Origin of the sequence: Lacrimispora indolis DSM 755 (genome assembly GCF_000526995.1) — a bacterium.
Taxonomy (GTDB): Bacteria; Bacillota; Clostridia; order Lachnospirales; family Lachnospiraceae; genus Lacrimispora; species Lacrimispora indolis.
On sequence record NZ_AZUI01000001.1, the window covers coordinates 3208318 to 3230671 of the forward strand.

At 46.0% G+C, this 22354-nt stretch carries 18 protein-coding genes; 8 read left to right on the forward strand and 10 right to left on the reverse strand.

The features are described from left to right. Positions 1–17: 17 nt before the first annotated feature. Complete coding sequence (locus K401_RS0115415; protein ID WP_024293784.1) at positions 18–1310, forward strand: aspartate aminotransferase type Ic; 1293 nt, start codon at positions 18–20, stop codon at positions 1308–1310. 90 nt (positions 1311–1400) lie between these two features. Here the strand turns inward: K401_RS0115415 and apgM are convergent, their stop codons facing one another. The 3 genes from apgM to K401_RS0115430 are packed head-to-tail and all read right to left on the reverse strand — an operon-like array spanning position 1401 to position 4946. After that, positions 1401–2654: a 2,3-bisphosphoglycerate-independent phosphoglycerate mutase gene (gene apgM / locus K401_RS0115420; RefSeq protein ID WP_024293785.1), complete on the reverse strand. Its 1254-nt coding sequence runs from the start codon at positions 2652–2654 to the stop codon at positions 1401–1403. Between the two features lie 24 nt (positions 2655–2678). Beyond that, positions 2679–3416 carry a hypothetical protein gene (locus K401_RS0115425; RefSeq protein WP_051464037.1) on the reverse strand — a complete coding sequence of 246 codons (738 nt, stop codon included), beginning with the start codon at positions 3414–3416 and terminating at the stop codon, positions 2679–2681. Between the two features lie 42 nt (positions 3417–3458). Next, positions 3459–4946, reverse strand: coding sequence for an SLC13 family permease (locus tag K401_RS0115430; protein WP_029694941.1), 1488 nt, complete (start codon positions 4944–4946; stop codon positions 3459–3461). Positions 4947–5182: 236 nt separating this feature from the next. Between K401_RS0115430 and K401_RS0115435 the strand changes: the two genes are divergently transcribed. Beyond that, positions 5183–6121: a LysR family transcriptional regulator gene (locus tag K401_RS0115435; RefSeq protein ID WP_166435275.1), complete on the forward strand. Its 939-nt coding sequence runs from the start codon at positions 5183–5185 to the stop codon at positions 6119–6121. Here the strand turns inward: K401_RS0115435 and K401_RS0115440 are convergent. Then, positions 6118–6996 (reverse strand): LysR family transcriptional regulator, encoded by an 879-nt coding sequence (locus K401_RS0115440; protein WP_024293789.1) that lies wholly within the window; start codon positions 6994–6996, stop codon positions 6118–6120. The two genes, K401_RS0115435 and K401_RS0115440, sit on opposite strands and share 4 nt — an antisense overlap. Before the next feature lie 481 nt (positions 6997–7477). Here K401_RS0115440 and K401_RS0115445 point away from each other — a divergent pair, with 481 nt between their 5' ends. From K401_RS0115445 to K401_RS0115465, 5 genes are all read left to right on the forward strand, one after another. Further along, positions 7478–8674, forward strand: a complete 1197-nt coding sequence (locus K401_RS0115445) for a mandelate racemase/muconate lactonizing enzyme family protein (RefSeq protein ID WP_024293790.1) — start codon at positions 7478–7480, stop codon at positions 8672–8674. A 35-nt stretch (positions 8675–8709) separates the two neighbouring features. Beyond that, positions 8710–10107, forward strand: coding sequence for an APC family permease (locus tag K401_RS0115450; RefSeq protein ID WP_024293791.1), 1398 nt, complete (start codon positions 8710–8712; stop codon positions 10105–10107). 74 nt (positions 10108–10181) lie between these two features. Next, positions 10182–11363, forward strand: a complete 1182-nt coding sequence (locus K401_RS0115455; protein WP_024293792.1) for a mandelate racemase/muconate lactonizing enzyme family protein — start codon at positions 10182–10184, stop codon at positions 11361–11363. A gap of 23 nt (positions 11364–11386) precedes the next feature. Beyond that, on the forward strand, positions 11387–12577 hold the full coding sequence (locus tag K401_RS0115460) for a mandelate racemase/muconate lactonizing enzyme family protein (protein WP_024293793.1): 1191 nt from the start codon (positions 11387–11389) through the stop codon (positions 12575–12577). Positions 12578–12738: 161 nt separating this feature from the next. After that, a complete protein-coding gene (locus K401_RS0115465) occupies positions 12739–13506 on the forward strand; it encodes a FadR/GntR family transcriptional regulator (RefSeq protein WP_029700823.1) in 768 nt (255 codons plus the stop codon). Positions 13507–13820: 314 nt separating this feature from the next. Here K401_RS0115465 and K401_RS0115470 read toward each other — a convergent pair whose 3' ends face one another. The 6 genes from K401_RS0115470 to K401_RS31915 all read right to left on the reverse strand — a co-directional run bounded on the left by K401_RS0115470 (position 13821) and on the right by K401_RS31915 (position 19138). Next, positions 13821–14369: a GNAT family N-acetyltransferase gene (locus K401_RS0115470; protein WP_024293795.1), complete on the reverse strand. Its 549-nt coding sequence runs from the start codon at positions 14367–14369 to the stop codon at positions 13821–13823. Between the two features lie 82 nt (positions 14370–14451). Next, positions 14452–15612, reverse strand: coding sequence for a cobalamin-independent methionine synthase II family protein (locus K401_RS0115475; protein WP_024293796.1), 1161 nt, complete (start codon positions 15610–15612; stop codon positions 14452–14454). Positions 15613–15719: 107 nt separating this feature from the next. Continuing rightward, on the reverse strand, positions 15720–16649 hold the full coding sequence (locus K401_RS0115480; protein WP_024293797.1) for a LysR family transcriptional regulator: 930 nt from the start codon (positions 16647–16649) through the stop codon (positions 15720–15722). A 41-nt stretch (positions 16650–16690) separates the two neighbouring features. Beyond that, entirely contained in the window at positions 16691–17887 is a 1197-nt protein-coding gene (locus K401_RS0115485) for an NADP-dependent isocitrate dehydrogenase (RefSeq protein WP_024293798.1), read from the reverse strand. A gap of 72 nt (positions 17888–17959) precedes the next feature. After that, positions 17960–18379 carry a metal-dependent transcriptional regulator gene (locus K401_RS0115490; RefSeq protein WP_024293799.1) on the reverse strand — a complete coding sequence of 140 codons (420 nt, stop codon included), beginning with the start codon at positions 18377–18379 and terminating at the stop codon, positions 17960–17962. 228 nt (positions 18380–18607) lie between these two features. Further along, complete coding sequence (locus K401_RS31915) at positions 18608–19138, reverse strand: hypothetical protein (RefSeq protein ID WP_024293800.1); 531 nt, start codon at positions 19136–19138, stop codon at positions 18608–18610. Between the two features lie 335 nt (positions 19139–19473). Between K401_RS31915 and K401_RS0115500 the strand changes: the two genes are divergently transcribed. Then, positions 19474–22338 carry a penicillin-binding transpeptidase domain-containing protein gene (locus K401_RS0115500; protein ID WP_024293801.1) on the forward strand — a complete coding sequence of 955 codons (2865 nt, stop codon included), beginning with the start codon at positions 19474–19476 and terminating at the stop codon, positions 22336–22338. Positions 22339–22354 lie beyond the last annotated feature (16 nt).

The window sequence follows — 22354 nt, forward strand, 5'->3', positions numbered from 1 at the left end:
GGAGGAAAATGAAATCTATGAAGCCGTATGTTGAGATGACAAAGGAAGAGTTACAGGAACTGAGGAAGCTGCTTTCCGTGCAGTATAAGGAGTTTCAGGGCAAGGATTTAAAGCTAGACATGTCCAGAGGAAAGCCCAGCACGGAACAGCTGGATATATCCATGGGAATGATGGATGTGCTTAGCAGCAATGGTGATCTGATCTGTGATGACGGCACGGACTGCCGCAACTATGGGGTGCTTGACGGTATCAAGGAAGCAAAAGAGCTTCTTGCAGATATGATGGAGGTTGCGCCTGACCATATCATCATTTATGGCAATTCCAGCTTAAATGTCATGTATGATACGGTTTCCCGTTCCATGACCCACGGCGTTATGGGGAGCACTCCCTGGTGCAAGCTGGATAAGGTGAAATTCCTTTGTCCTGTCCCAGGGTATGACAGACACTTTTCCATAACCGAATACTTTGGGATCGAAATGGTGAACGTTCCCATGACTCCCACCGGCCCTGATATGGATATGGTGGAAGAACTGGTTGCAAAGGATGATTCCATCAAAGGAATCTGGTGCGTTCCCAAATATTCCAACCCTCAGGGAATTTCCTATTCCGATGATACGGTGCGCCGTTTTGCCCGCTTAAAGCCGGCTGCAAAAGACTTCCGCATTTACTGGGACAACGCTTACACCATCCATCACTTATACGACCGGGATCAGGATCATCTCATTGAGATCCTTGCAGAGTGTAAGAGAGCCGGGAATCCGGATATGGTTTATAAATTCGCTTCCACCTCAAAGGTCAGCTTCCCAGGCTCCGGCATTGCAGCCATTGCGGCCAGTCAGAACAACCTGGTAGACATTATGAAGCAGTTAAAGATTCAGACCATTGGACATGACAAGGTGAATCAGCTGCGCCATGTACGCTACTTTGGAGATATCCACGGCATGGTAGAGCATATGAGAAAGCATGCGGACATCATGAGGCCGAAATTTGAGGCAGTGATCCAGATCCTGGAACAGGAGCTGGGCGGTCTTGGGATCGGTGAATGGACCAGTCCAAAAGGCGGCTATTTTATTTCCTTTGACTCCCTTGACGGATGTGCAAAGTCCATCGTGGCAAGATGCAAAAAATCCGGCTTAGTGATGACTGGTGCAGGAGCCACTTATCCTTATGGAAAGGATCCCAGGGATAACAATATCCGTATAGCCCCCTCTTATCCTCCTTTATCTGATCTGATCCTGGCTATGGAATTATTTGCTCTTTGTGTGAAGATCGTCAGCATAGACAAGATTCTGGCTGAGAGAGAAGCATAAAAAGTAGCATAAAAAGAAGAATAAAAAAGAAGCGCTGAAAAATGACCCTGGTTTCGTCATTTTTCAGCGCTTCCTTTTGTATCAGACGGATCAGGCTCCTCTCTTTTTTGAAAAGCCCATTAAGTCCATTTGAAGGGCAAAAATATCCCTTGCCCTTAAGTTTTGCAGGGCGCCTTCCATAAAATAGGTTTCTCCTGCCTTTTCCACCTTATCCCGCCTCACGTCCCAGCCCCAGATCATGGTGGGAACGCCGTCTCCCGTATGGTCCCTGGCCTCGCAGGGAGTGGAGTGGTCTGCCGTAAAGGCGATGTAACAATTATCCTTGTCAATCTGATCCATGAGATAGCCTATCATACAGTCTATCTCTTCAATGATACGGACCTTTTCCAAGGGCTGATTATCATGGCCTGCTAAATCAGTGCCCTTAACATGGACGATGACCCAGTCGTAGCCTTCCTTTAAGGATTCCGCAGCTTTTCTGGCCTTTCCCATGATATCCGTGGTAAAACCACCGGTAAAGGATTCCTGGAAGTAATAATCAAAACCAACCAGCCTGGCGATCCCGCCTACAGTAACATCCCCTGCGATGCACAGGCCCCTGATGCCGGCTTTTTGGGCCGTACTGGGGATGGCCCTCAGCTGTCCGGGTCCTCTTGTTATGATCACATTGGCCGGCAGCAGTCCTTTTCTGATCCGATCCTGGTTTACAGGATGACTTTTTAGGATGTCAATGGCTTTCCTGGTGAATTCCCATAAGTTTTCCGCTGTCCGGGCAGCTTCTTTACAGGCAGGATCTTCCGGGTGAGGTACCACCAGCTTTGCTCCTTCGTTGGCAGTTCCTACGTCTGTGGGCACAAGTGCCGCGGACAGCCCCTTTCCACGAAGCACCACAGCGACCCGGTGCTGGGTCAGCTCCTTTACAAGAACAATGGTGCCATCCTTAAGCTGCATCCCTGATAAGGCCCTTGCCAGTTCTTTAGTTCCATCCTGGATCCGGCCGGCTCTCCGGTCAATGACAATGCCTTCCTCGTCAATGGTTCCGAAATTTCCCCGAAAGGCTACATCTCCTTCCATAAGCTCCATTCCCCCGCTTAAAGCCTCCAGCGGTCCTCTGCCGGGGTAGTACATATCCGAATCGCAGCCAAAGATTTCCATGTGCCCCACATCCGTGCCAACAGGTATCCCTGGGGCGATGGGATAAACGTTTCCTGTGCAGCCTTCTTTTGCCAAACGGTCCAGATTCGGTGTATTTGCATATTCCAGCGGGGTCAAACCTCCCAGCGCCTTGATTGGCCGGTCACCCAGACCATCAGAAATAATCAATATTCCCTGTTTTTTTCTCATAGAATCACTCATCCTTTTTTCAGTTTATTGATTGACCGGCTTTTTAAGCAGGTCCAGATTGCGGTACATGAACCCGGCCGATAGTATGACGATGATCATCCACAGGAAAGCGGAGGAACCGCTTTTTTTGCTGAACACGTTGATGGCAAGGGTTGATTCCTTTCCAGGGGAAATCTTTCCGAAATCAAATCCTCCGAAAGTATATCCATCTTCGCTGGTGATGGTAAAAGGTTTTTTATCGGAATAATCCACAATATTAAGAAGCTCTTTTCCCTTGGGGACAGCGATTTTCATCTGGTATGAGCCGACGGATAAGGGAGTGGTGTTTTTGGCTTTAAAAGAGAGTTCTTTGGCATTGCCGGGATAGGTATCACCTAAATCCGCGTCTTCTCCTGCGTAAAGCCCTTCTCCCCGTAAAACAACCTGGAAAGAGACCTGAGTTTCCTTTTCCTCAAATACCACCTGATTATAAGTCTGGTCGCCGTCTGATTCCTCCTTAATTTCTTCCGCTGCCAGTGTGCCGGAAATGGCTTTTATGGATTCAATGGCAGCATCCTTCCAAATAGGAAAGATGACCTCTCCTGAAGCATTGGTTTTGGCATTTATAGTCTGGGTGATGATTCCGTCTTCTCCGTCAGGGGTAATCCTGTCTTCCATGGAAACCACTTTACCGGCGTCGCCTCCGTAGGCGGTGTGTGCTGCAGCCAGTGTGATAAACAGGCATGAGCATAAGAGATAAGAGAATTTTTTCATTGCTTTCATATGGTTTTGTTCCTTTCTGTTAAGGTATGCAACTGAATCCGCTTATACGAGCCCGATGAACCGGAACCATGTCAGGGAGGCGATGATCATCAGGGCCCATTTTGCCAACAGAACCAGCGTGCCGTAAAGCAGCTGTTCAAGCACATTGAAAAAGCCGGTGTTGTAGTAGATTAGGTTGACTTTGCTGTGAGGAGGTAAAGTGATTGTGTCGGAAATACAAAATGCGGCCGGAAGAGCCAGGGCCACCGGATTGATTCCGGTTGCATTGGCAATACCGATGATGGTTGGAATGAGTATAATGGTCCGCACTGTTTTGGATGTAAAGATGAAGTGGCTGAAACTGGCAATGAGCATGATAACGGCAAATATTAAGGTAAAGCTCATGCTCTCTATGCCTAAGTGTGCAAACAGGGCGTTAAGTCCCCAGGCAGCCACGCCGGTTTCATCCAATGCCACGCCGGCAGCGTAAGCTCCGCAGGCGAAAATCAGCAGATTCCAGGAGATTTTGGCCTCTTTCCATTTCAGAATGCCAAGATAGGGCATGAAGAACAATGCCGCCGATAAAATGGCCACCATAACAAGGCTGAGCTGGAACCCGAAAAGATGGATCTGTCTGGTATCAATGGCCCATAAGGCTATGGTGATCCCAAAGATGACCAAAGCTTTCTTTTCCACCAGACTCATCTTGCCAAGATTTTTACGTTCTTCTTCCAGAAGGCTTAAGTTTACCTTGGCATTGGAGGCGGGAATCTTAAAAAGGATCTTTCCGATAAAAAAGGAGGCCAGGAGGGTCAGGATGGTGACAGGGGCGGAGGCAATGAACCAGTAAGTCCACGAAATGTTCTGTCCGGTCAAATCCTTAATAAAACCAATGGCCATGATCTGGGCGCTGGTTGCGGTTACAATGGCTCCTGTGGACAAATTGTTGGACTGGATTCCCTGTAAGGCCAGAAGCTTTCCCAAGTTATTCTTAGGGTCATTCATGGTAGTTCCGAAGGCTTCGATCACCAGAAGGACGATGGGGAACATCATTGCCGCCCGGGCGGTGGTAGAAGGCACCACAAAAGCGATGAGAAAGTTGGTGGCAATTAAAAGCAGCAGGATGCTGTTTGCGCTTTTGCCGAACCTGGTTATGAGGTTAAGGGCAAGACGTTTGGCAAGGCCGCTTTTTTCCATGCCTGAGGCGATGATAAAGGCTGCAAAGGTCAGCCAGATGACTTCATAGCCCAATACGCCCATGGCCTTTTCCTCTTCCCAGACGCCAAGGAGGGGGAGGGCTACGATGACCAGGAGGGAAACCGTGTAATTGGGGATGCTTTCCGTGACCCAAAGGATGAGGGCGGTCAAGAATACGCCCAGGGCCATTTTTCCTGCATAGGACAGGCCCACAGGGATGGGGGTGGAATAGAAAAGGCCGAATACGATCAATGCGGCCGGCAGCCCGAAAAATTGCATTTTCAGTTCAAAAGGGCTTTTGACTTTTTTTACTTTGACTTCCTGCGTTGACAATGTTGCTTTTGCTTCATTCATGGCAACATCTCCTTTCTCACAATATCTTATTGTAGCCTAAGTGTAAAATTTTAGTTGGAAAAAGTACAACGATAGATTTTTATATTCATTTTATTTTCAGGGGAGGAATCCATGATTTTATAAATTAATCTTATGAGGTTAGGAATAATGTTTATTTAAAATAGAAAAATTGACATAAATTTGTGGATTTGCTATAATCTCCATAAATATATTTTATGCAAGAGACTGAAAGGAGAATGATGATGAATCTGGAAACCCTGGAAACCTTTCTGAAAGTCGCCGGAAACCACAGCTTTACCCAGACTGCCGCAGAGATGTTCTGCTCCCAGGCGGCTGTTTCCATACGTGTGAAAAGCCTGGAAAAGCATTTTGGGACCGAATTATTTGAAAGGGATAACAACCGGATAGGATTGACAAAAGAAGGGAAGCTGCTGCTTCCTTATGTGAAGACCATCATGGAGACCATGAGGGGAGCGGAGAAGGAGATCTATGCTTCTGAGAACTTAAAAAACAGGGAAATACGGTTTGCCTGTTCCGGCACCCCGGGAACCTATATCTTTCCACCCATCATTCATGCATTTTCAGCCAAATATCCGTCTGTGACCGTGGTGAACCACGTAGAATACACTCAGAATGTTTTTGAGGATATTGAATCAAAGGCCTTTCCTTTTGGATTTGTCAGCCAGCCGTTTCCTCCTCAAAGAGAGATGCTGTTGTATGAGGAGCTGACGGATGACCCGCTTGTCTTTTTCGCTTCAACGGATAATCCTTTAAGCAGGAAAGATGAGGTGGGGCTGGAGGATTTGGTGGGAGAGAATCTCATGACAACCAATCCCCGGTCATCCATTGTTAAGTACTTAGAATCTGCCGGAAGCTTAAACTTTCCGAAAAAGAACATCCACGCCATTGGAAACATCGAGGCAGTGAAGAAATGTGTGGTGGATAATAAGGGAATCGGCATCTTGTCAGTTCTGGCAATTGAAACAGAACGTAAATATGGGGTGATCAAGGTGTTGAAGCTGAAAGACTCCATAAGCCTCACCAGGAAGATCTATGCGGTGTTTCATAAGGATCAGCCCTTATCTCTTCCTGATGAAGTATTTCTGGATTTTGTGAAGGATTATATGAAGTCACAGGGATCCGGCAAAACTCCTTCTGCCGGTAACCGTCCTTAGTCGAATAATACCAGGTTGATGAAGGCCTGGAATGCTTCCGTCTGGAATTTATCCTTATGGAATACCACATGATTCATGCAGCTGATATCCAGATTCTTTACCTCTATTTCTACGATTTCCCCTTTTTTAATGGACTCATCGGCAAAAATTCTGGGAACAATGCCGATCCCGATATTCTCCCTTACAGCCTGGAGGATCACATCGGAGTTGGTGCTGGACCAGAGAGGTTCAGCCGATAAATTGTTTAAGGCAAGGGCGAAGTCAAAGGTATCCCGAAGGGTACAGCCCTGTTCTCTCAGCAGCAGAGGTTCTTCAATGAGCCGGTCCAGTGCCACCGGCTGGGCAAGACGGTCTGCAAAGGGGTGGCCGGGGGCGCAGATGACTGCCATGGGATAGGAGGAAAAGGGGATCTTCTCCAATTTCTCATCAGGGATGACTCCCTCAATCAGGCCGATATCCAGTTCATTTTTAAGAAGCTTGTTTGTAACCTCCTGGGAATTGTTTACTATCACCTTTAGCTGGGTATCAGGGTTTGTAAGGGTAAAGCGGGATACCACTTTAGGAAGTAAGTAGGTGGCCAGGGTTACGCAGGCGCCGATTCTTAAAGGAGCCTGAAGATGCAGGGCACCGGAATAGTTTTCCAGATCCTGATACAGTTCCAGGAGAGGGATGACCTTAGACAAATAAAATTTTCCGTTCTCATTGATGACCACTCTGCGGGATACACGGTCAAATAAAGGCGAGCCAACGGATTCTTCCAGTTCATTGATGGCGTGGGAGATGGCAGGCTGGGTCATGGACAGCGCCTTGGCTGCTCCTGTGATGCTGCCTTCTTCACACACCGTTTTAAAGATAGTCAGATGTCTTAAGTTCATGTCAAAGATCCTTCCATTACCAAGATGTTATATAATAATCTTCATTATATCATTTTGATAATGAGATGAACAGGGATTTTTAGAAAAATATAGAAAATATTGTTATATTAATATCTTCAAATAGACGGAAGCATTGAATTCATGAGTGTACCTGGCCATGTACTCTGTTTCCGTCTATTTTATTTGCTGAGAAACATGCTATTACATTTTTAAGATAACTTCAAGGAATCATACAGGCAGTCAATGGTTTTGTTAAGTATGTACCATAAATCGGTAGAATTTAGCAAGAAAGAAAACGAAGTTTTTTATTTCTTATGTTAATGTGCATAATTTGTAAATAAAAATAAAAATTATTATATTGAAAATGTACAAAAAAGAATTGACAAATCAATTCGAACTTATTATAATGTTCACATAGCGAACAAGTGAATAAATGATGTAGTGATTATATAAATGAAATAATAAAAAGGAGGATTGCGAGATGAAAATTACCAAGATTGAGGTATTCCGTCTTCCAACAGCCAACAGCAGGCAGAACAGCCCAGTTGGCTGCCGCGTGCACACGGATTCGGGCATCTGGGGCGACGGCGAAGCAGGGATGGCCTACGGGGTGGGAGGAAGCGCCGCATTCGGCATGATTTGTGATCTGGCTGAATTGGTGGCAGGAATGGACCCGCTGCAGACGGAACTGATTTGGGAGACCATGTATAAAAAGACTTTCTGGGGACAGAATGGAGGACCGGTTGTATTCTCCGGAATTGCGGCTATTGATGTGGCGCTCTGGGATATAAAGGGAAAGTACTTTAATGTTCCGGTATACCAGCTTCTTGGCGGGAAAGTGCGGGATAAGCTTCGCACATATGCGAGCCAGCTTCAGTTTGGCTGGGGGCAGACAGGTGTGTCCGGGCATCTGTGGGCAGTTACCCCGGAAGATTATGCTTATAATGTGAGGCTTGCCGTCGGAGAGGGCTTTGATGCAGTCAAGATAGATTTTTTTGACAGGGATGAAGAGGGGAAACCTTTAAGCTTTCTTGATACGACAGGATTTTTGACGCCAAAGCAGTTCAAAATGGTAGAGAGCCGTATGAAGGCCGCAAGGGAAGCGGCGGGAGATGAGGTCGATATCATTATGGAGAATCATTCTTACCCGGATGCGTTGGGAGCGGTACAGCTGGCGAGACTGGCTGAGAAATACAATATCCTGGCTTTTGAAGAGCCCAATACGCCTACAGCCCAGACTGTTGAGTACATAGCAAAGTATACCTCAGTACCAATTGCAAATGGGGAACGATTGTATTCCCGCTGGCAGTACGCAGATCATTTTAAACGCAATCTGCTTCAGCTTGCCCAGCCGGATATAGGAAACTGCGGAGGCATCTCCGAGGTAAAGAAGATTTGTGATATGGCACATGCCTATGATGCCGGTATTCAGATCCATGTGGCAGGCAGCCCTCTTGCTACAAATGCGGCTCTTCAGGTGGAGTGTACCATTCCCAATTTTGTCATCCATGAGCACCATACGTGCAATCGTATGGAAACTTGTCTAAATCTTACAAAATATAATTTACAGCCCGAAGGCGGATATTTCACTGTCCCGGAATGTCCAGGGATTGGAAACGAATTTTTACAGTCCGCAATCAATCATGCAATTCTTTATAAATCAGTGGAGAAGAAGTGATGAAATGATAATTTGAAAAATTCGGAGGAAACATTATGGCAATAAAAATTGTAAAAGAACCGAATCCGAAGCCGGGAACTCTTGGAAGGATAGAGTTATATGCGCTGGCAATCGGGCAGGTAATCGGAGCTGGTGTAATTACCCTTATTGTTCCGGCAATCAAGATGACCGGATATTCTGCATGGTTAGCCTATTTTGCCGCAATCATTATGGGATTTGTCATGATTGCACCTAATATTTTTATATCCTCCACATTAAGGCTTGGGGGAGGAAACTACTCCATGCTCTGTGATTTAGCGGGTCCCACGATTTCCGGTATTTTCGCATTTGCTTATCTGACACAATGTCTTTCGCTTTCCCTGTTCGGAGCGTCTGCTTCCGCATATCTGGGGGATATTATACCGGTATTAGGGGGACGGGGGCCACGGATCATTGTGGGAATCTCTCTTTTGACCTTCTTCTATGTGGTCAATTTGCTGGGGATTGATATCATGGCCAAAGCACAGAAAATGATGACATGGCTGCTGATCGCGGCACTGGTGATTTTTTCGGTTGCCGGCATCGTTAAGATGAAACTGCCGATTTTTGATTTTACAGATCCGGGATTTTTGGTGAATGGCTGGGGAATTACATTCGCAAACGGGCAGATCAATGGAGGCTTTTTTGGCGCAGTGCTTCTCTTTGTTTATTCCTGTCAGGGCTACTATATGACAACCGCTTATGGCCGTGACGCAAAGAATGCCAGAAAAGATATTCCGGTTGTTCTGATCATGGCAGTTCCTACTCTCCTCGTACTGTACGTAGGCGTTGCGCTGGCGGGAACAGGCGTTATGAGCATTGAGGAATACGGGAATTCCACAACACTGGTGTTTGCAGCACAGCGTATCTTTCCGGCATGGCTCTTTTATGCATTCATTATCGGAGGGCCGATTATGGCATTACTTTCTACCTTAAATTCCAGCTTTGCCTACAACTCCATCACAATCGGCCAGTCCTGTGATGATGGCTGGCTTCCGGTTTCGTTTGGAAAGAAGAACGGCAAAGGTGCCCGCATATGGATTTTGACCTTTATGTATGCGCTCGGTATAATCCCGATTTTATTTGGTCTTTCCATTACGGTTATCACAAATATGGTTCAGCTTTTCACCTCATTTTTTGCCTTTCTCAATTTTGTTGCATACATAAAAATGCCGAAGAAATATCCGGAGGCATGGAAGAAAGCCCGTTTTCATATCTCGGCCGGACTGTACTATGCAGTCTGCGTTGTATCTTTGGTTTGCTTCCTTATTGTGTTCTGGAAAGCCTGTCTGTCAATGAATATGTCTCTCGCAGTGGCAAATATAACAGCTCTGCTGGTAATGGCAGTTATTGGCATTTGGCGTGCAAAGTCGGGAAATATTGAGATTCATACCTCTGTCTGGGCGGAAGATTAATGAAATAACAGGTAAGATTGTGCCGCTTGTATTTCTGCTGCGGCATTTAAAAAAAGGAAAGGAAGGGTAATACTATGAAAATTACGAAGGTCGATGTAATGCTTCTGGAAGGTGAAAATAATCCGTCCTGGCGTCCGGCGGTATGCCGCGTATATACAGACGAAGGCATTTACGGAGATGGTGAAGCGGCAATTGCTTATTGTACCGGCGCTCCCGCCGCTTATAGCATGATTTGTGATCTGGCGAAAATGATCATCGGGATGGATCCGCTGGATAATGAGGTCATGTGGGATAAAATGTATAAAAATACATTCTGGGGACAAAATGGAGGCCCGATTATTTTTGCCGGTATGAGTGCCCTTGATATTGCTGTCTGGGATATAAAAGCAAAGCATTTTAATGTGCCGCTTTATAAGCTTCTCGGAGGAAAGAAGAGGGATAAACTCCGGTCCTATGCCAGTCAGCTGCAGTTTGGATGGAGCGACCATTATGAAATGGCGGCAAAGACGGAAGAGTATGTGGAAAATGCAAAGATGGCAATGGATGAGGGATACGATGCAATCAAGATAGATTTCTTCATGTTTGACAGGGATGGAAGAAAGTTCAACAATGAGCTGGAATCAGTCACTTTGTTAAAGCCCTATTATACCCAGCTGATAGAGGAGAGGGTTGCAGCTGTCCGTGAGGCCATAGGTCCGAATGTGGACATTATCATGGAGAACCACTCTTTTCCGGATGCAAATTCAGCGGTTCAGCTGGGCCGCATTGTCCAGAAATACGGCATTTTCTATTTTGAGGAGCCCAATACCCCAACTCCAAAGACGGCTAAATATATTTGTGAAAAACTTCAGATGCCGATTGCCCACGGAGAGCGTCTGTATACCCGGTGGCAGTATGCGCCGTATTTTGAAAACCAGTCAATCCAGGTCATTCAGCCGGATATTGGAAACTGCGGCGGTGTCACCGAGGCAAAGAAAATATGTGACATGGCTCACGTCTATGACGTGTCTGTCCAGGCTCATGTGTGTGCAAGTCCGATTTCCACAGCGGTAGCCTTACACTTAGAGGCGGTGATTCCAAATTTCTGTATCCATGAGCATCATGTTTTTAACCGCCATCAGTACAACAAAAACTTTGGAAAACTGGATTTGCAGCCGGTACACGGCTATTTCACCGTTCCCGAGACGCCGGGGATAGGCAATGAATTGTCCGAGTACTGTTTTGAACATTATATAGCCAAGACAACTGTCAAATAAATATGTTTCAGGAGGAAAAATTCATGAGGATTACGAGTATAGAGGTTTATCTAGGTTATGCAATTACCGTGAAAGTTAATACGGATGCCGGAATCAGTGGTTTTGGAGAAGCGGGACTTGCCTATGGAAACTGCAAAGAGGCGGCTTTCGGCCAATGCCAGGATTTTGCAAAGCTTGTGATAGGTATGGATCCTTTCAATACAGAGGAAATATGGGAGCATTTGCACCGTCATACATTCTGGGGAATGGGAGGCGGAGTTGTTGTGACGTCTGCAATGGCTGCGATTGATACTGCGTGCTGGGATATCAAAGGCAAGTCCCTTGGGCTTCCGGTATATAAGCTTATCGGCGGAAAGACGAATAAAAAGCTCCGTTCATACGCGAGTCAGCTTCAGTTCGGGTGGAAGAAACTGATTGGAGAGACAGGCGCCTTAGGACTGCTGTATGATCCAAAAGATTACTATGCTGTTGTAAAGGAGGCTATGGCTGATGGCTACGATGCGGTGAAGATTGATCCGGTATTCGCACCCTATGAGCCGAAGGGACTGGCGGAGGTATTTGCGTCACAGGGAACCCATCACCGCAGTTCCTTCAGACAGCATGATCTGCAGCTGGCCGTGGACCGGATTGCGGCAGCGAGAGAGGCCGGCGGACCGGATTTGGATATCATTGTTGAAATCCACTCTCTGTTGGATGCCAACACTGCGTCAGAGCTTGGAAGAGCCCTTGAACCGTACCGGATTATGTACTATGAAGAGCCTACCATGCCTTGCAATCCGGATATGTTTAAGCACATCAAACAAAGCTGCTCCCTGCCTCTTGCAACGGGAGAGCGCAGCTATACACGATGGGGATTCCGTCAGTTCTTTGAGGACAGAACCTTAAGCATTATTCAGCCCGATCTATGTAATACAGGCGGAATTACGGAAACAAAGAAAATATGTGATATGGCTCAGGTTTATGACATCGGTGTCCAGATTCATGTGTGCGGCGGCCCTATTGCTACGGCAGCGGCTCTTCAGGTTGAGGCAGCGATTCCCAATTTCTGCATCCATGAGCATCACAATGCGGCACTGACAAAACCATGCATTGACGCCGGTATCCACAATTATCAGCCGTCCGGAGGATTCTTTGAAATTCCGGAGCTTCCGGGTATCGGACAGGAGATGAGCGAGGAAGAAATGGCAAGAGCGAAAAAAGTGGTGATTGCCTGATGAATCCCATGTGATTCTGACAGGAATAGCAGGCGGTCTCTTCACCCCCAATACAGGTGAAGAGACCGCTTTTCTTTTTTGACAAACAGAAAACAGTTATGTATAATGTAAGAAATGTATACAATTAAAGTTATTTAAAATATTAACTGGATGGTATGATCATGGAAATTAAAAAGACGAAAGCACGGAAAACAAAAATCAGCCGTTTGTCCGTTGTGGATCAGGTGGGAGATGCTATAAAGCGTGACATTGTGAACGAAGTCTGGAGGGAAGGAGAAAAGATCCCGTCAGAGGCAGAGTTTGCGGAGATGTTTGGGGTAAACCGTTTAAGTGTTAGGATGGCTCTTCAGAAGCTGAATACACTGGGAATCATTGAAACCCGTGTTGGAGAGGGTTCGTTTGTGAAGGCATTTTCCATGCGTTCGTTTTTAAGTGAAATCGCAGAGTTTTATGATGATGATAAAAAATACGGGGAAGTACAGCAGCTCAGGAACTTGTTGGAGGGCGAATGCATGAATCTGGCAATTATAAAAGCCTCAAATGAAGAGAAGCAGAGGCTGAAAGATGTTTTGGACCAATATCATGAAAAGCAGAGGATTTTTCATAAAAATATAGACAATGCAGAATGCCTGGAGGAAATGGTGGATGCGGATTTTGCATTCCATTATGAAGTGGTGAAAATGAGCCATAACAGCCTGTATAAGGATATTTATTTTATGGTCCAGCAGTTGATCCGGCGCCATATCACCCGGCTTTTAAATGCCCGTGTTCATCGGATGCATGATGCTGGGGTTTCACTGGAAACGCTTTCGGATACCCATGATAAGATTTATGAGGGAATTATAAATGCCGATGCGGAGGCTGTAAAAAAAGCGCGGGAACAGGTTTTAGGCATTCTTCCGATTCACGGGATGGATGTGTTCGATTGATGATTAGTCAAATAATACCAGGTTGATGAAGGCCTGGTATTTATTTGTGGAAAACCACATGGTTCATGCAGCTGATATCAAGATTCTACCCTCTTTCAGGCCGGTATCCAGTTTATTTTAAGAAACTTATTTGTAACCTCCTGGGAATTGTTTACAAGGACTTTTAGGCGGGGGTCAGGGCTTATAGCGGGATACACGGTCAAACAGAGGAGGCAGACGGATACTTTCATTACCAAGATGTTATATAATGATTTTATTGTTTAACATCTTGGTAATGATATGAACAGAAATTTTGAAGAAGTATGGAGTTTTTTTTAAAGCCTTACCATCATCTGGTAGGCGGCCCCATAGCTTCCATCCCGGTATTTAAAGGAGTATTCCCTGGTGCCGTAGATCTCAAAGCCATATTTTTTATAAAGAGCCAGGCCCCGTTCATTTTCACATACAACTTCCAGCTCTAATTGCTCGTAGCCCATTTTACGGGCTTCTTTTTTGATGGCAGCGAGGAGATGGGAGCCGATCCCAAGCCCCCAGTATGCCTTGCAGGTGGAGATGCCAAAGGAGGCCCGGTGGGAGTAACGTTCCATTGCTCCAATAGGATTGATCCCGGAATTTGCAACGATCTCTCCGTTTATTACTGCGCAGATCATTAAATCTTTATGGCTTTTTAAGTTGGAGGAAAGAAACTCTTCTTCCTGCTGGAGGGAGGTGTTGATCTCATCCGCATACCGGGCCATATAGTTGGTTTCCTCTGAAGTCTTTCGCATAAGCTCCAGAATGGCAGCTGCATCCTCGGGGCCGGGACTTTTTAAGATACAGGGAGTCCCATTTTTTAACAGGATTTCTTTTGGTGTGTATTCCATAGTATGATTACCTCCTGAAAGGAAAAAGCAGCTGACCAGGCCGACGCCTGCAGATTTCTTTCCAGGCTCCCTGCTGCATTGATTATTCGCCCCAGTATTTCAGGGCGATTTTTTGACCCTGATCGATCTTTGCCCACTGCTCGTCTTCGGTCAGTTCGTTGCCGCCGTCACAGGAGGCAAAGCCGCACTGGTGGGAGAGGAACAAACGATCCTTGGGAATGATTTTGGTCGCTTCATCAAGCAGGCTGATGACCCGCGCTTCATCATCAAGGGTGTTGGTTTTGCTTGAAAGAAGGCCCAGCACGATTTCAACATGAGGGTTATCCTTAAATACGGAAAGGGCGTCAAGGGAACCGGCCCTGTCGTCATCCCACTCAAGGAAAAACCGGTCGTATTTCAGTTGTTTTAAGAACAATTGGGCAATTTTTAAGTAGGAGCCGCCTCCCATGTTTCGGGAATCGTAGTTGCCGCGGCAGTTGTGAGTCCACATGATAAGTCCAAGGCTGTGGCCGAAGTCAATGATTGTGTTGTTGATGTCAATAAATTCCGCCGCCAGGGCAAGAACTGTTTCCTGATCAATGTTTTTTCCTGTATAGGGAGAGTTGGGATTGTCATCGGCGAAAATCTCCCACAGGCAGTCGTCCAGCTGCAGGATCTTTCCGCCTGCGGCTGCGTATTCCTCAAGAAATTCCCTGTAAGCCTGAACAAGCCCTTCTTTTAATTCCTGAGGCGTGGAATAGACAGAATCCTTGCCTCCGATGTTATCTGACCAGGAAAGCTCTCCAAAGATGTGGGACGGAGATGGAATACAGAGCTTTGTTTTCCTGTCCCCTGCAATGGCTGCAAGCCTTTGGAAAACTTTAATGAAATGGTGGTTCCTGCCGCTTAAGGGCTGGGTAATTCGCAGGCCGATATCCCGGCGGGTTTCGTATTTCTGAACTTCATCTTTGTCCCGGAAAAAATAGCCATGGTCAGCAATGTACCGGCTGATGCCTTTAAGCCCCCAGACAAAGTCTAAATGCCACATGGACTTGGAGTATTCGCCGTCCGTGATGATCCTAAAATTGTGCTGTATTTCTTTATCCACCACGTCTTTGGTCGCTTGGTATTCGCATTCCTCATATCCTGGAAAATCGTTATAGAAAGGGTATGTGATGTCGTCCCGGTGTTCAATTTGATGTTTATAGACCAGCAGTTTTTCCGGACGAAGTAAACTGCCGACGGTTTGAAATCTTTTGCTCATAAAAAAGCCCTCCTGTATGTTGGATTAAATGTCTGATGAGAACATTGTAATACAAAAGAGGGCATATAGGGTAATGTCATTATTCTATGCTTTGTTATAGTTATAAACTATATCTTCTCATCCATGAGAACATCATACCGGGCAACCACCTGCTTTAGTTCCTCAAGATACATGGACGCCTGTTTGGTCAGCTGTATGGAATTATGTCCGATCCAGCCCACTTCTATGGAATCGTCGATGTGAAACGGCACTGCTTTAATGTTGTCACCGTTTAAGTCTGCGCTTACGATTCCTGTTGATATGGTGTAGCCGTTAAGGCCGATCATCAGGTTAAAAATGGTGGCTCTGTCGCTGACCCGGATGGTTTTCTTGCTGAAGGCAGTGCTTAAGATCTCCTCTGAAAAATAAAAGGAGTTGTACTCCCCCTGTTCAAAAGAAAGGCAGGGATAAGGCTCTAAGTCGTCAGGGGTGACGTACTCCTTTTTTGCCAGTGGGTTTAATGCGCTGACAAAAATATGGGGCTTGGCGGTAAACAGGGGGTGGAATGTCAAACCGTTCTCCCGCAGCAGCTTTTCCAGTACCCGTTTGTTAAACGGGTTCATGTACAGAATGCCAAGCTCGCTGCGTAAGGTTTTCACATCCTCAATGATCTCATGGGTCCGCGTTTCTCTCAGGGTGAATTCATATTCGTCCGCGTTTGTTTTCTGGACCATGTTCACAAAGGCGTTTACGGCAAAAGCATAGTGCTGGGTCGAGATGGAGCATAGGCGGCGGGAGGGCTTCCCGCTTAAATAGCGCTGTTCAAGAAGGCTTGTCTGTTCAGCGACCTGGCGGGCATAGCCTAGAAATTCCACGCCGTCCTTGGTCAGTGAAATGCCTTTGGGCGTTCTGGTAAAGAGCTCCACGCCGATCTCGGTTTCCAAGTCTTTCACCGCATTTGACAGGCTGGGCTGGGCAATAAATAGGCTTTCCGCCGCCTTATTGATGGAACCGCAGTTCACGATTTCAATAAAATATTTAAGCTGCTGCAATGTCATCCGATGCTTCATCTCCGTATGGGTTTAGGGTATGGCAGTTTTTACAGTCTTTTTGCAATTGTCTTAATAAATTCCTCACTGTTTAATGCCGTTGGGTTGGGAATGGAAGTGATGAGGGCTAAATCCTTTGTCATTTCACCTGCTTCAATGGTATCGATGGTCGCCTGTTCCAGCTTGTCTGCAAAAGCGGCAAGTTCTGTGTTTCCATCCAGTTCCCCCCGCTTTCTCAAAGCACCGGTCCATGCGAAGATGGTTGCAACGGAGTTGGTGGAGGTTTCCTCGCCCTTTAAGTGCTTGTAGTAGTGGCGCTGTACGGTTCCGTGGGCTGCTTCGTACTCATAGTCCCCATCAGGAGATACCAGGACAGAGGTCATCATGGCCAGGGAGCCGAAGGCAGAGGATATCATATCGCTCATTACATCACCGTCGTAGTTTTTGCAGGCCCAGATATAGCCGCCTTCTGATTTCATCACGCGGGCCACCGCATCGTCGATCAGAGTGTAGAAATAGGTGATGCCTGCTTCCTTAAATTTGTCCTCATAGTCAGCCTCAAAGATTTCCTGGAAAATGTCCTTAAAGGTGTGGTCATATTTCTTGGAAATGGTGTCTTTTGTGGCAAACCACAAATCCTGGGAAGTGTCAAGGGCGTAGTTAAAGCAGCTTCTGGCAAAGCTTTCAATAGAGTTGTTTAAATTGTGCATTCCCTGTACGATTCCAGGGCCATTAAAGGAGTGGACAAGCTCCCGTTCCTCACTGCCATCCTCAGCGGTATAGACAAGCTCCACCTTTCCTGCTCCCGGGACTTTCATTTCAGATCCTTTGTAAACATCACCGTAAGCATGTCTTGCTATGGTAATGGGCTTTTTCCAGTTGATCACACATGGTTCGATTCCCTTGACAACGATGGGAGCGCGGAACACGGTTCCGTCTAAGATCGCCCGGATGGTGCCGTTGGGGCTTTTCCACATTTCTTTTAAGTTATATTCCTTTACCCGGTCTGCATTGGGGGTGATTGTGGCGCACTTGACGGCAACCTTATATTTCTTTGTGGCATTAGCAGAGTCAACGGTCACCTGGTCGTTTGTCTCATCACGGTATTCCAGGCCCAGGTCATAATATTCTGTCTTTAAATCAATATATGGCAGCAAAAGGTGATCTTTGATCATCTGCCAGAGAATCCTGGTCATCTCGTCGCCATCCATTTCGACGATGGGGGTTGTCATCTTAATCTTATCCATGTGTTTGTCCTCCTTAGAAATGTACGTGTTATGCTATAGTATACGATGAATTGTAAAATCACACAAGCCTGTCTATGTAAATTTATCCAGCCATTTTTGAATATTATACACTGTTTCCGGTTCGATGAAATGCTCCACCTTTTCCACCTGCTCCAGTTCGTCGGAATTTTGATTGATATAGCAGAAGAACCGGCGGAGGATATCGTGACGGAATAATAAATATTCACCCAGCTCCAGGCCGTCCTCTGTCAGGGATACGGTGCCGTATTTCTCAAAGCGCACCAGCCCCTGTTTCCTTAAGTTTCCAGTCATTTTAGAGGCCGAGGAAGGCTTTACATGGAGGCATTCCGCCAGCTCCTTGATGCGGATAGGCTGGCCGTCACGGTGGAGCCTGCATATCATTTCCAGATAATCTTCCATGGAAGAGGTGATTTGCGCATGCTCTAAAAGGGAGTAACCCTTTAAGGTATAGAAATTATCGGTTTGGGCCATGGTTCAGTCCTTTCTTTTTACCTGTAAATATTACTTATACTTATTCTTTGTTTCGTGGTTCTATGAGTAGGAGGATAAAAGGCGTGAAGATTCCTTTTTAAATACATTTATTAACAGAAAACAGACGGCATATTCTTTCCGTCTGTTTCTCTTATGTATGATATTTTTATACAGGGGCCGTGGCCGGAAGCGGCAAATGCTGAATATAACGATTGGCTGACCGGTATGCTAATAGCATTTTGAACAGGGAGTTCTTCCCAATGCTTCTGCATCTGATTGTGTCATGTGGGCCGGATTTTTCATATTGCTGCAGTTTGGGTTTGAATGGTACTTTTTGCCTGTTCTGGATACCCATACCATCTGTTCCTTATTGTTAACTGCTGCAGTGCTTTGTGAGGTATCCTGTGCTGGCTGCGTGGCTGCTGCGGTATCGCTGTTTGACTTAGTGTTTGATGAAGAATTGCCTGAGGTTTTTGTCTGTACTGTGCCGGAAATGGCCAATGCTCCGTTTGCATCCACTGTTTTTCCATCAGGAGTTGTGGTATTGGTCAGGCAATAGCCGTATTCATTGAAATAATAGCATTCCGAGACACCATCTGCATCTCCGTCGATCCATTGCCAGCAATCTACCGGATAGGTACCGTCATCATTCTGGTACCACCAGCCTTTGGCATCCTGATTCCATTGTCCGGCAAACGCAGAAAAACTCATTACAATGGAAAGAACAGCTGTAACAATTAATTGTCTCATTTTTTTCATGATTCTACCCCCATTTTATCTTTTCATTAAGATGCCAGCGGACTCAGGCCATCTGACAAATTCTTAATTAAATTTTAACAAAAGAATCCGTATTTCTCAATATAAATATATAAAAATACACTGAATCTGCCTGGTTTCTATGCTGTCATTAGCAGCCGCAGCCAGTAAAAGATTTAAAACGGCACTCTTGGAAGGCTTTTCTGTTAATCTTATATTGAACGCGAACGGAACGCTGTTTTGTTATACAATAGCAGATATGATTAAAAAAAAGTTTACATCAGGACAAAATCCGTGTATAATTAAATCTTACAAATGTAAGATAAAAGGAGATCATTTTGCGCAATCATAAATTATGGAAAGATAAGAATTTTTCCGGACTTCAATTATTGGACCGGATACCAAGACTGGCGGTTCTGGGCGTTATTTTTGGATTTCTGTTTCTGGTGCTTATTTTCCGGCTGTACCGTCTTCAGATCATGGAAGGGGCAGCCAATCAGGAAGAGTTTATGAGTTCCATTATGAAGACAAGGAGAATTGCCGGAAGCCGCGGAAACATTTATGACAGGAACGGAAATTTACTGGCTTCAAACCGGCTTTCCTATGATATTACCCTGGAGGATTCCCAGAATTACAAGTCATCGAAAGAACGCCAGCGGTCCTTAAACGGAATTGCCTATCAGCTGATTAGCCTGGTCAAGGATGAGGACAAGTTAAATACAGTTCTGCCCATATCTGTGGATGAACAGGGAAATTATGAGTTTACCGAAGAAGGGTGGAAGCTCAGCCGTTTTAAGGCAGATTTTTATGGAAAAAACTCTGTGGATGATTTGACGGATGCGGAAAAATCCGTAACAGCGGATGAACTCATGAAAAAATTATGCAGCAAGGAAAAGTTCCTGATCGAGGATGCCTATACAGAAGAGGAAGGGGAGCAATACGGACTGCCCCATACCCTTACGCCCAGGGAGATCCTGCAGATAGCCAACATCCGCTATGGCCTTTCCCTGAATTCATACCGCAAATACCTTCCTTATCTGGTCGCCTCGGATGTATCCGAGGAAGCTATGGTGGAAGTACTGGAAAAGAAACTCAGCCTGCCTGGGGCGGATATCCAGGAGGGAAACGTCCGTGTCTACTACGGCGGAGAAAGCCTTTCTTCCATATTGGGTTATACGGGGCCGGTTTCCGCCGAGGAACTGGAAGCAGGGAATCGGGATGGTGCCATTTATACGAACCAGTCCATTATAGGAAAAGGCGGAATTGAAAAGTCTATGGAAGGACAGCTTCGTGGACAGGATGGGATGGAACAGTTTTATACGGACGTAGTGGGAAACCGGAAATCAGACCCGGAAATTACCAGTATGCCCCATACTGGAAACGATGTTTACCTGACCATTGACAAGGATTTGCAGAATGCGGTTTATCAGATGCTGGAACAGCAGATTGCCGGAATTCTCCTTGCCAATATGGAAGAGAGCAAAAGGGCTGACATGCCAAAAGCAGCCGATGCCTCCCAGATCCGGATTTCATCGGATGAAGTGTATTTTGCATTAATAAAAAATCATGTCATTGATACCGGCCGGTTTCAGGAAACGGATGCGTCGGATTTGGAGAAGGCCGTCTATGAAAGGTTTGCCGGCAAGAAAGAGCAGGTTTTTCAAGGATTTTCTGATTCCTTTGATGTCTCAGGGGCCGGGTATGACTCCTTAAGCGGTGAAGTGAAAGGCTATTATGATTATCTTTTGGATACAGTAAGGAAGAATAAAATTCTTTCTGAAAAAAGCAGAGCCTGGGACCAGAAGGAACAAAGCTTCCGGCAGTATCTTTCCGACTGCATTGCAAATGGCTGGATTGATTTAAGCCAGGTGGAAGCTTCTGAAAAATATATGACACTTGACAACAGCAGAAGTTTGATTGAAGAAATGATCCTGGACGGCTTAAGGAAAGATTCCGGTTTTGATTTACTGATATATCAGGCAATGATAACGGAAGGAACTCTGACCGGAGAGGATGTGGAAAAGCTCCTTTATGATCAGGGAATATTATCAAAAGAGGATCCGGATTATGCCCCACTTTTAAATGGGCAGCTGAATGCCTGGCAGTTCATACGCAAAAAGATAAAAAATCTGGAGATCACTCCTGCCCAGTTGGCTTTAAATCCTTGTTCCGGGTCAGCTGTGGTGGTCCGGCCCCAGGACGGACAGGTGCTGGCATGCGTAAGCTATCCGGGTTATGATAACAACCGTCTGGCAAATCAGATGGACACGTCCTACTATCAGAAGCTTGCAGCAGATTTATCCCTGCCCCTATTTAACCGGGCAACCAGCCAGCTGACGGCTCCGGGATCCACCTTTAAACCGGTAACGGTCATTGCAGGGCTGAGCGAAGGAGTTATCACTACAGATACCAGCGTGGTATGCACCGGCGTGTTTGATAAGGTGCAGCCGCCTTTGCGCTGTTGGAAGCGGTCAGGTCACGGTACCATACTTTCCAGTGCCGATGCTCTTAAAAACTCCTGTAATGTATACTTATCTGAAATCACGTACCGGCTGGGAACCGAAGAGGATGGGCTGTTTTCAGAAGGGAAGGGATTAAGTAAGCTGCAGGAATATGCCGGTCTGCTGGATCTGGATAAAAAGACAGGCATTGAGATCGGAGAAGCAGAACCCCATGTAACAGACCAATTTGCTATCCCTTCTTCCATCGGACAGGGAACCCATAACTATACGACAACACAGATCGCGCGGTACACTGCGACCCTTGCCAATCATGGATCCAGCTATGATCTTTCCCTTATTTATAAAATAACGGATACTGATGACAACACGGTCCAGTCCTTTAATCCAACGCTTCAGAACAACGTATCCCTTCCGGGTTACGTATGGAATGACGTTGCCAAGGGTATGAATGAGCTGGTAAAAACCAATGCAACCTTAAAAGACTTAAAAGTTAATGCGGCCGGAAAAACCGGAACAGCAGAGGAATCCAAAACACGGCCAAACCACGGACTTTTCATAGGATATGCCCCGTTTGAGGACCCGCAGATAGCCATAACCGTGCGGATCGCCAATGGTTACAGCTCCGGCAATGTGGTTGGGGTAGGAAAAGGAATTTTAAATTATTACTTTCATCTGGAAGATCCCGCTGATATCCTTACCGGGACTGCTTCCGGCGTGTCCAATAATCTGCGGACAGATTAAGCAAACGGATTGACAG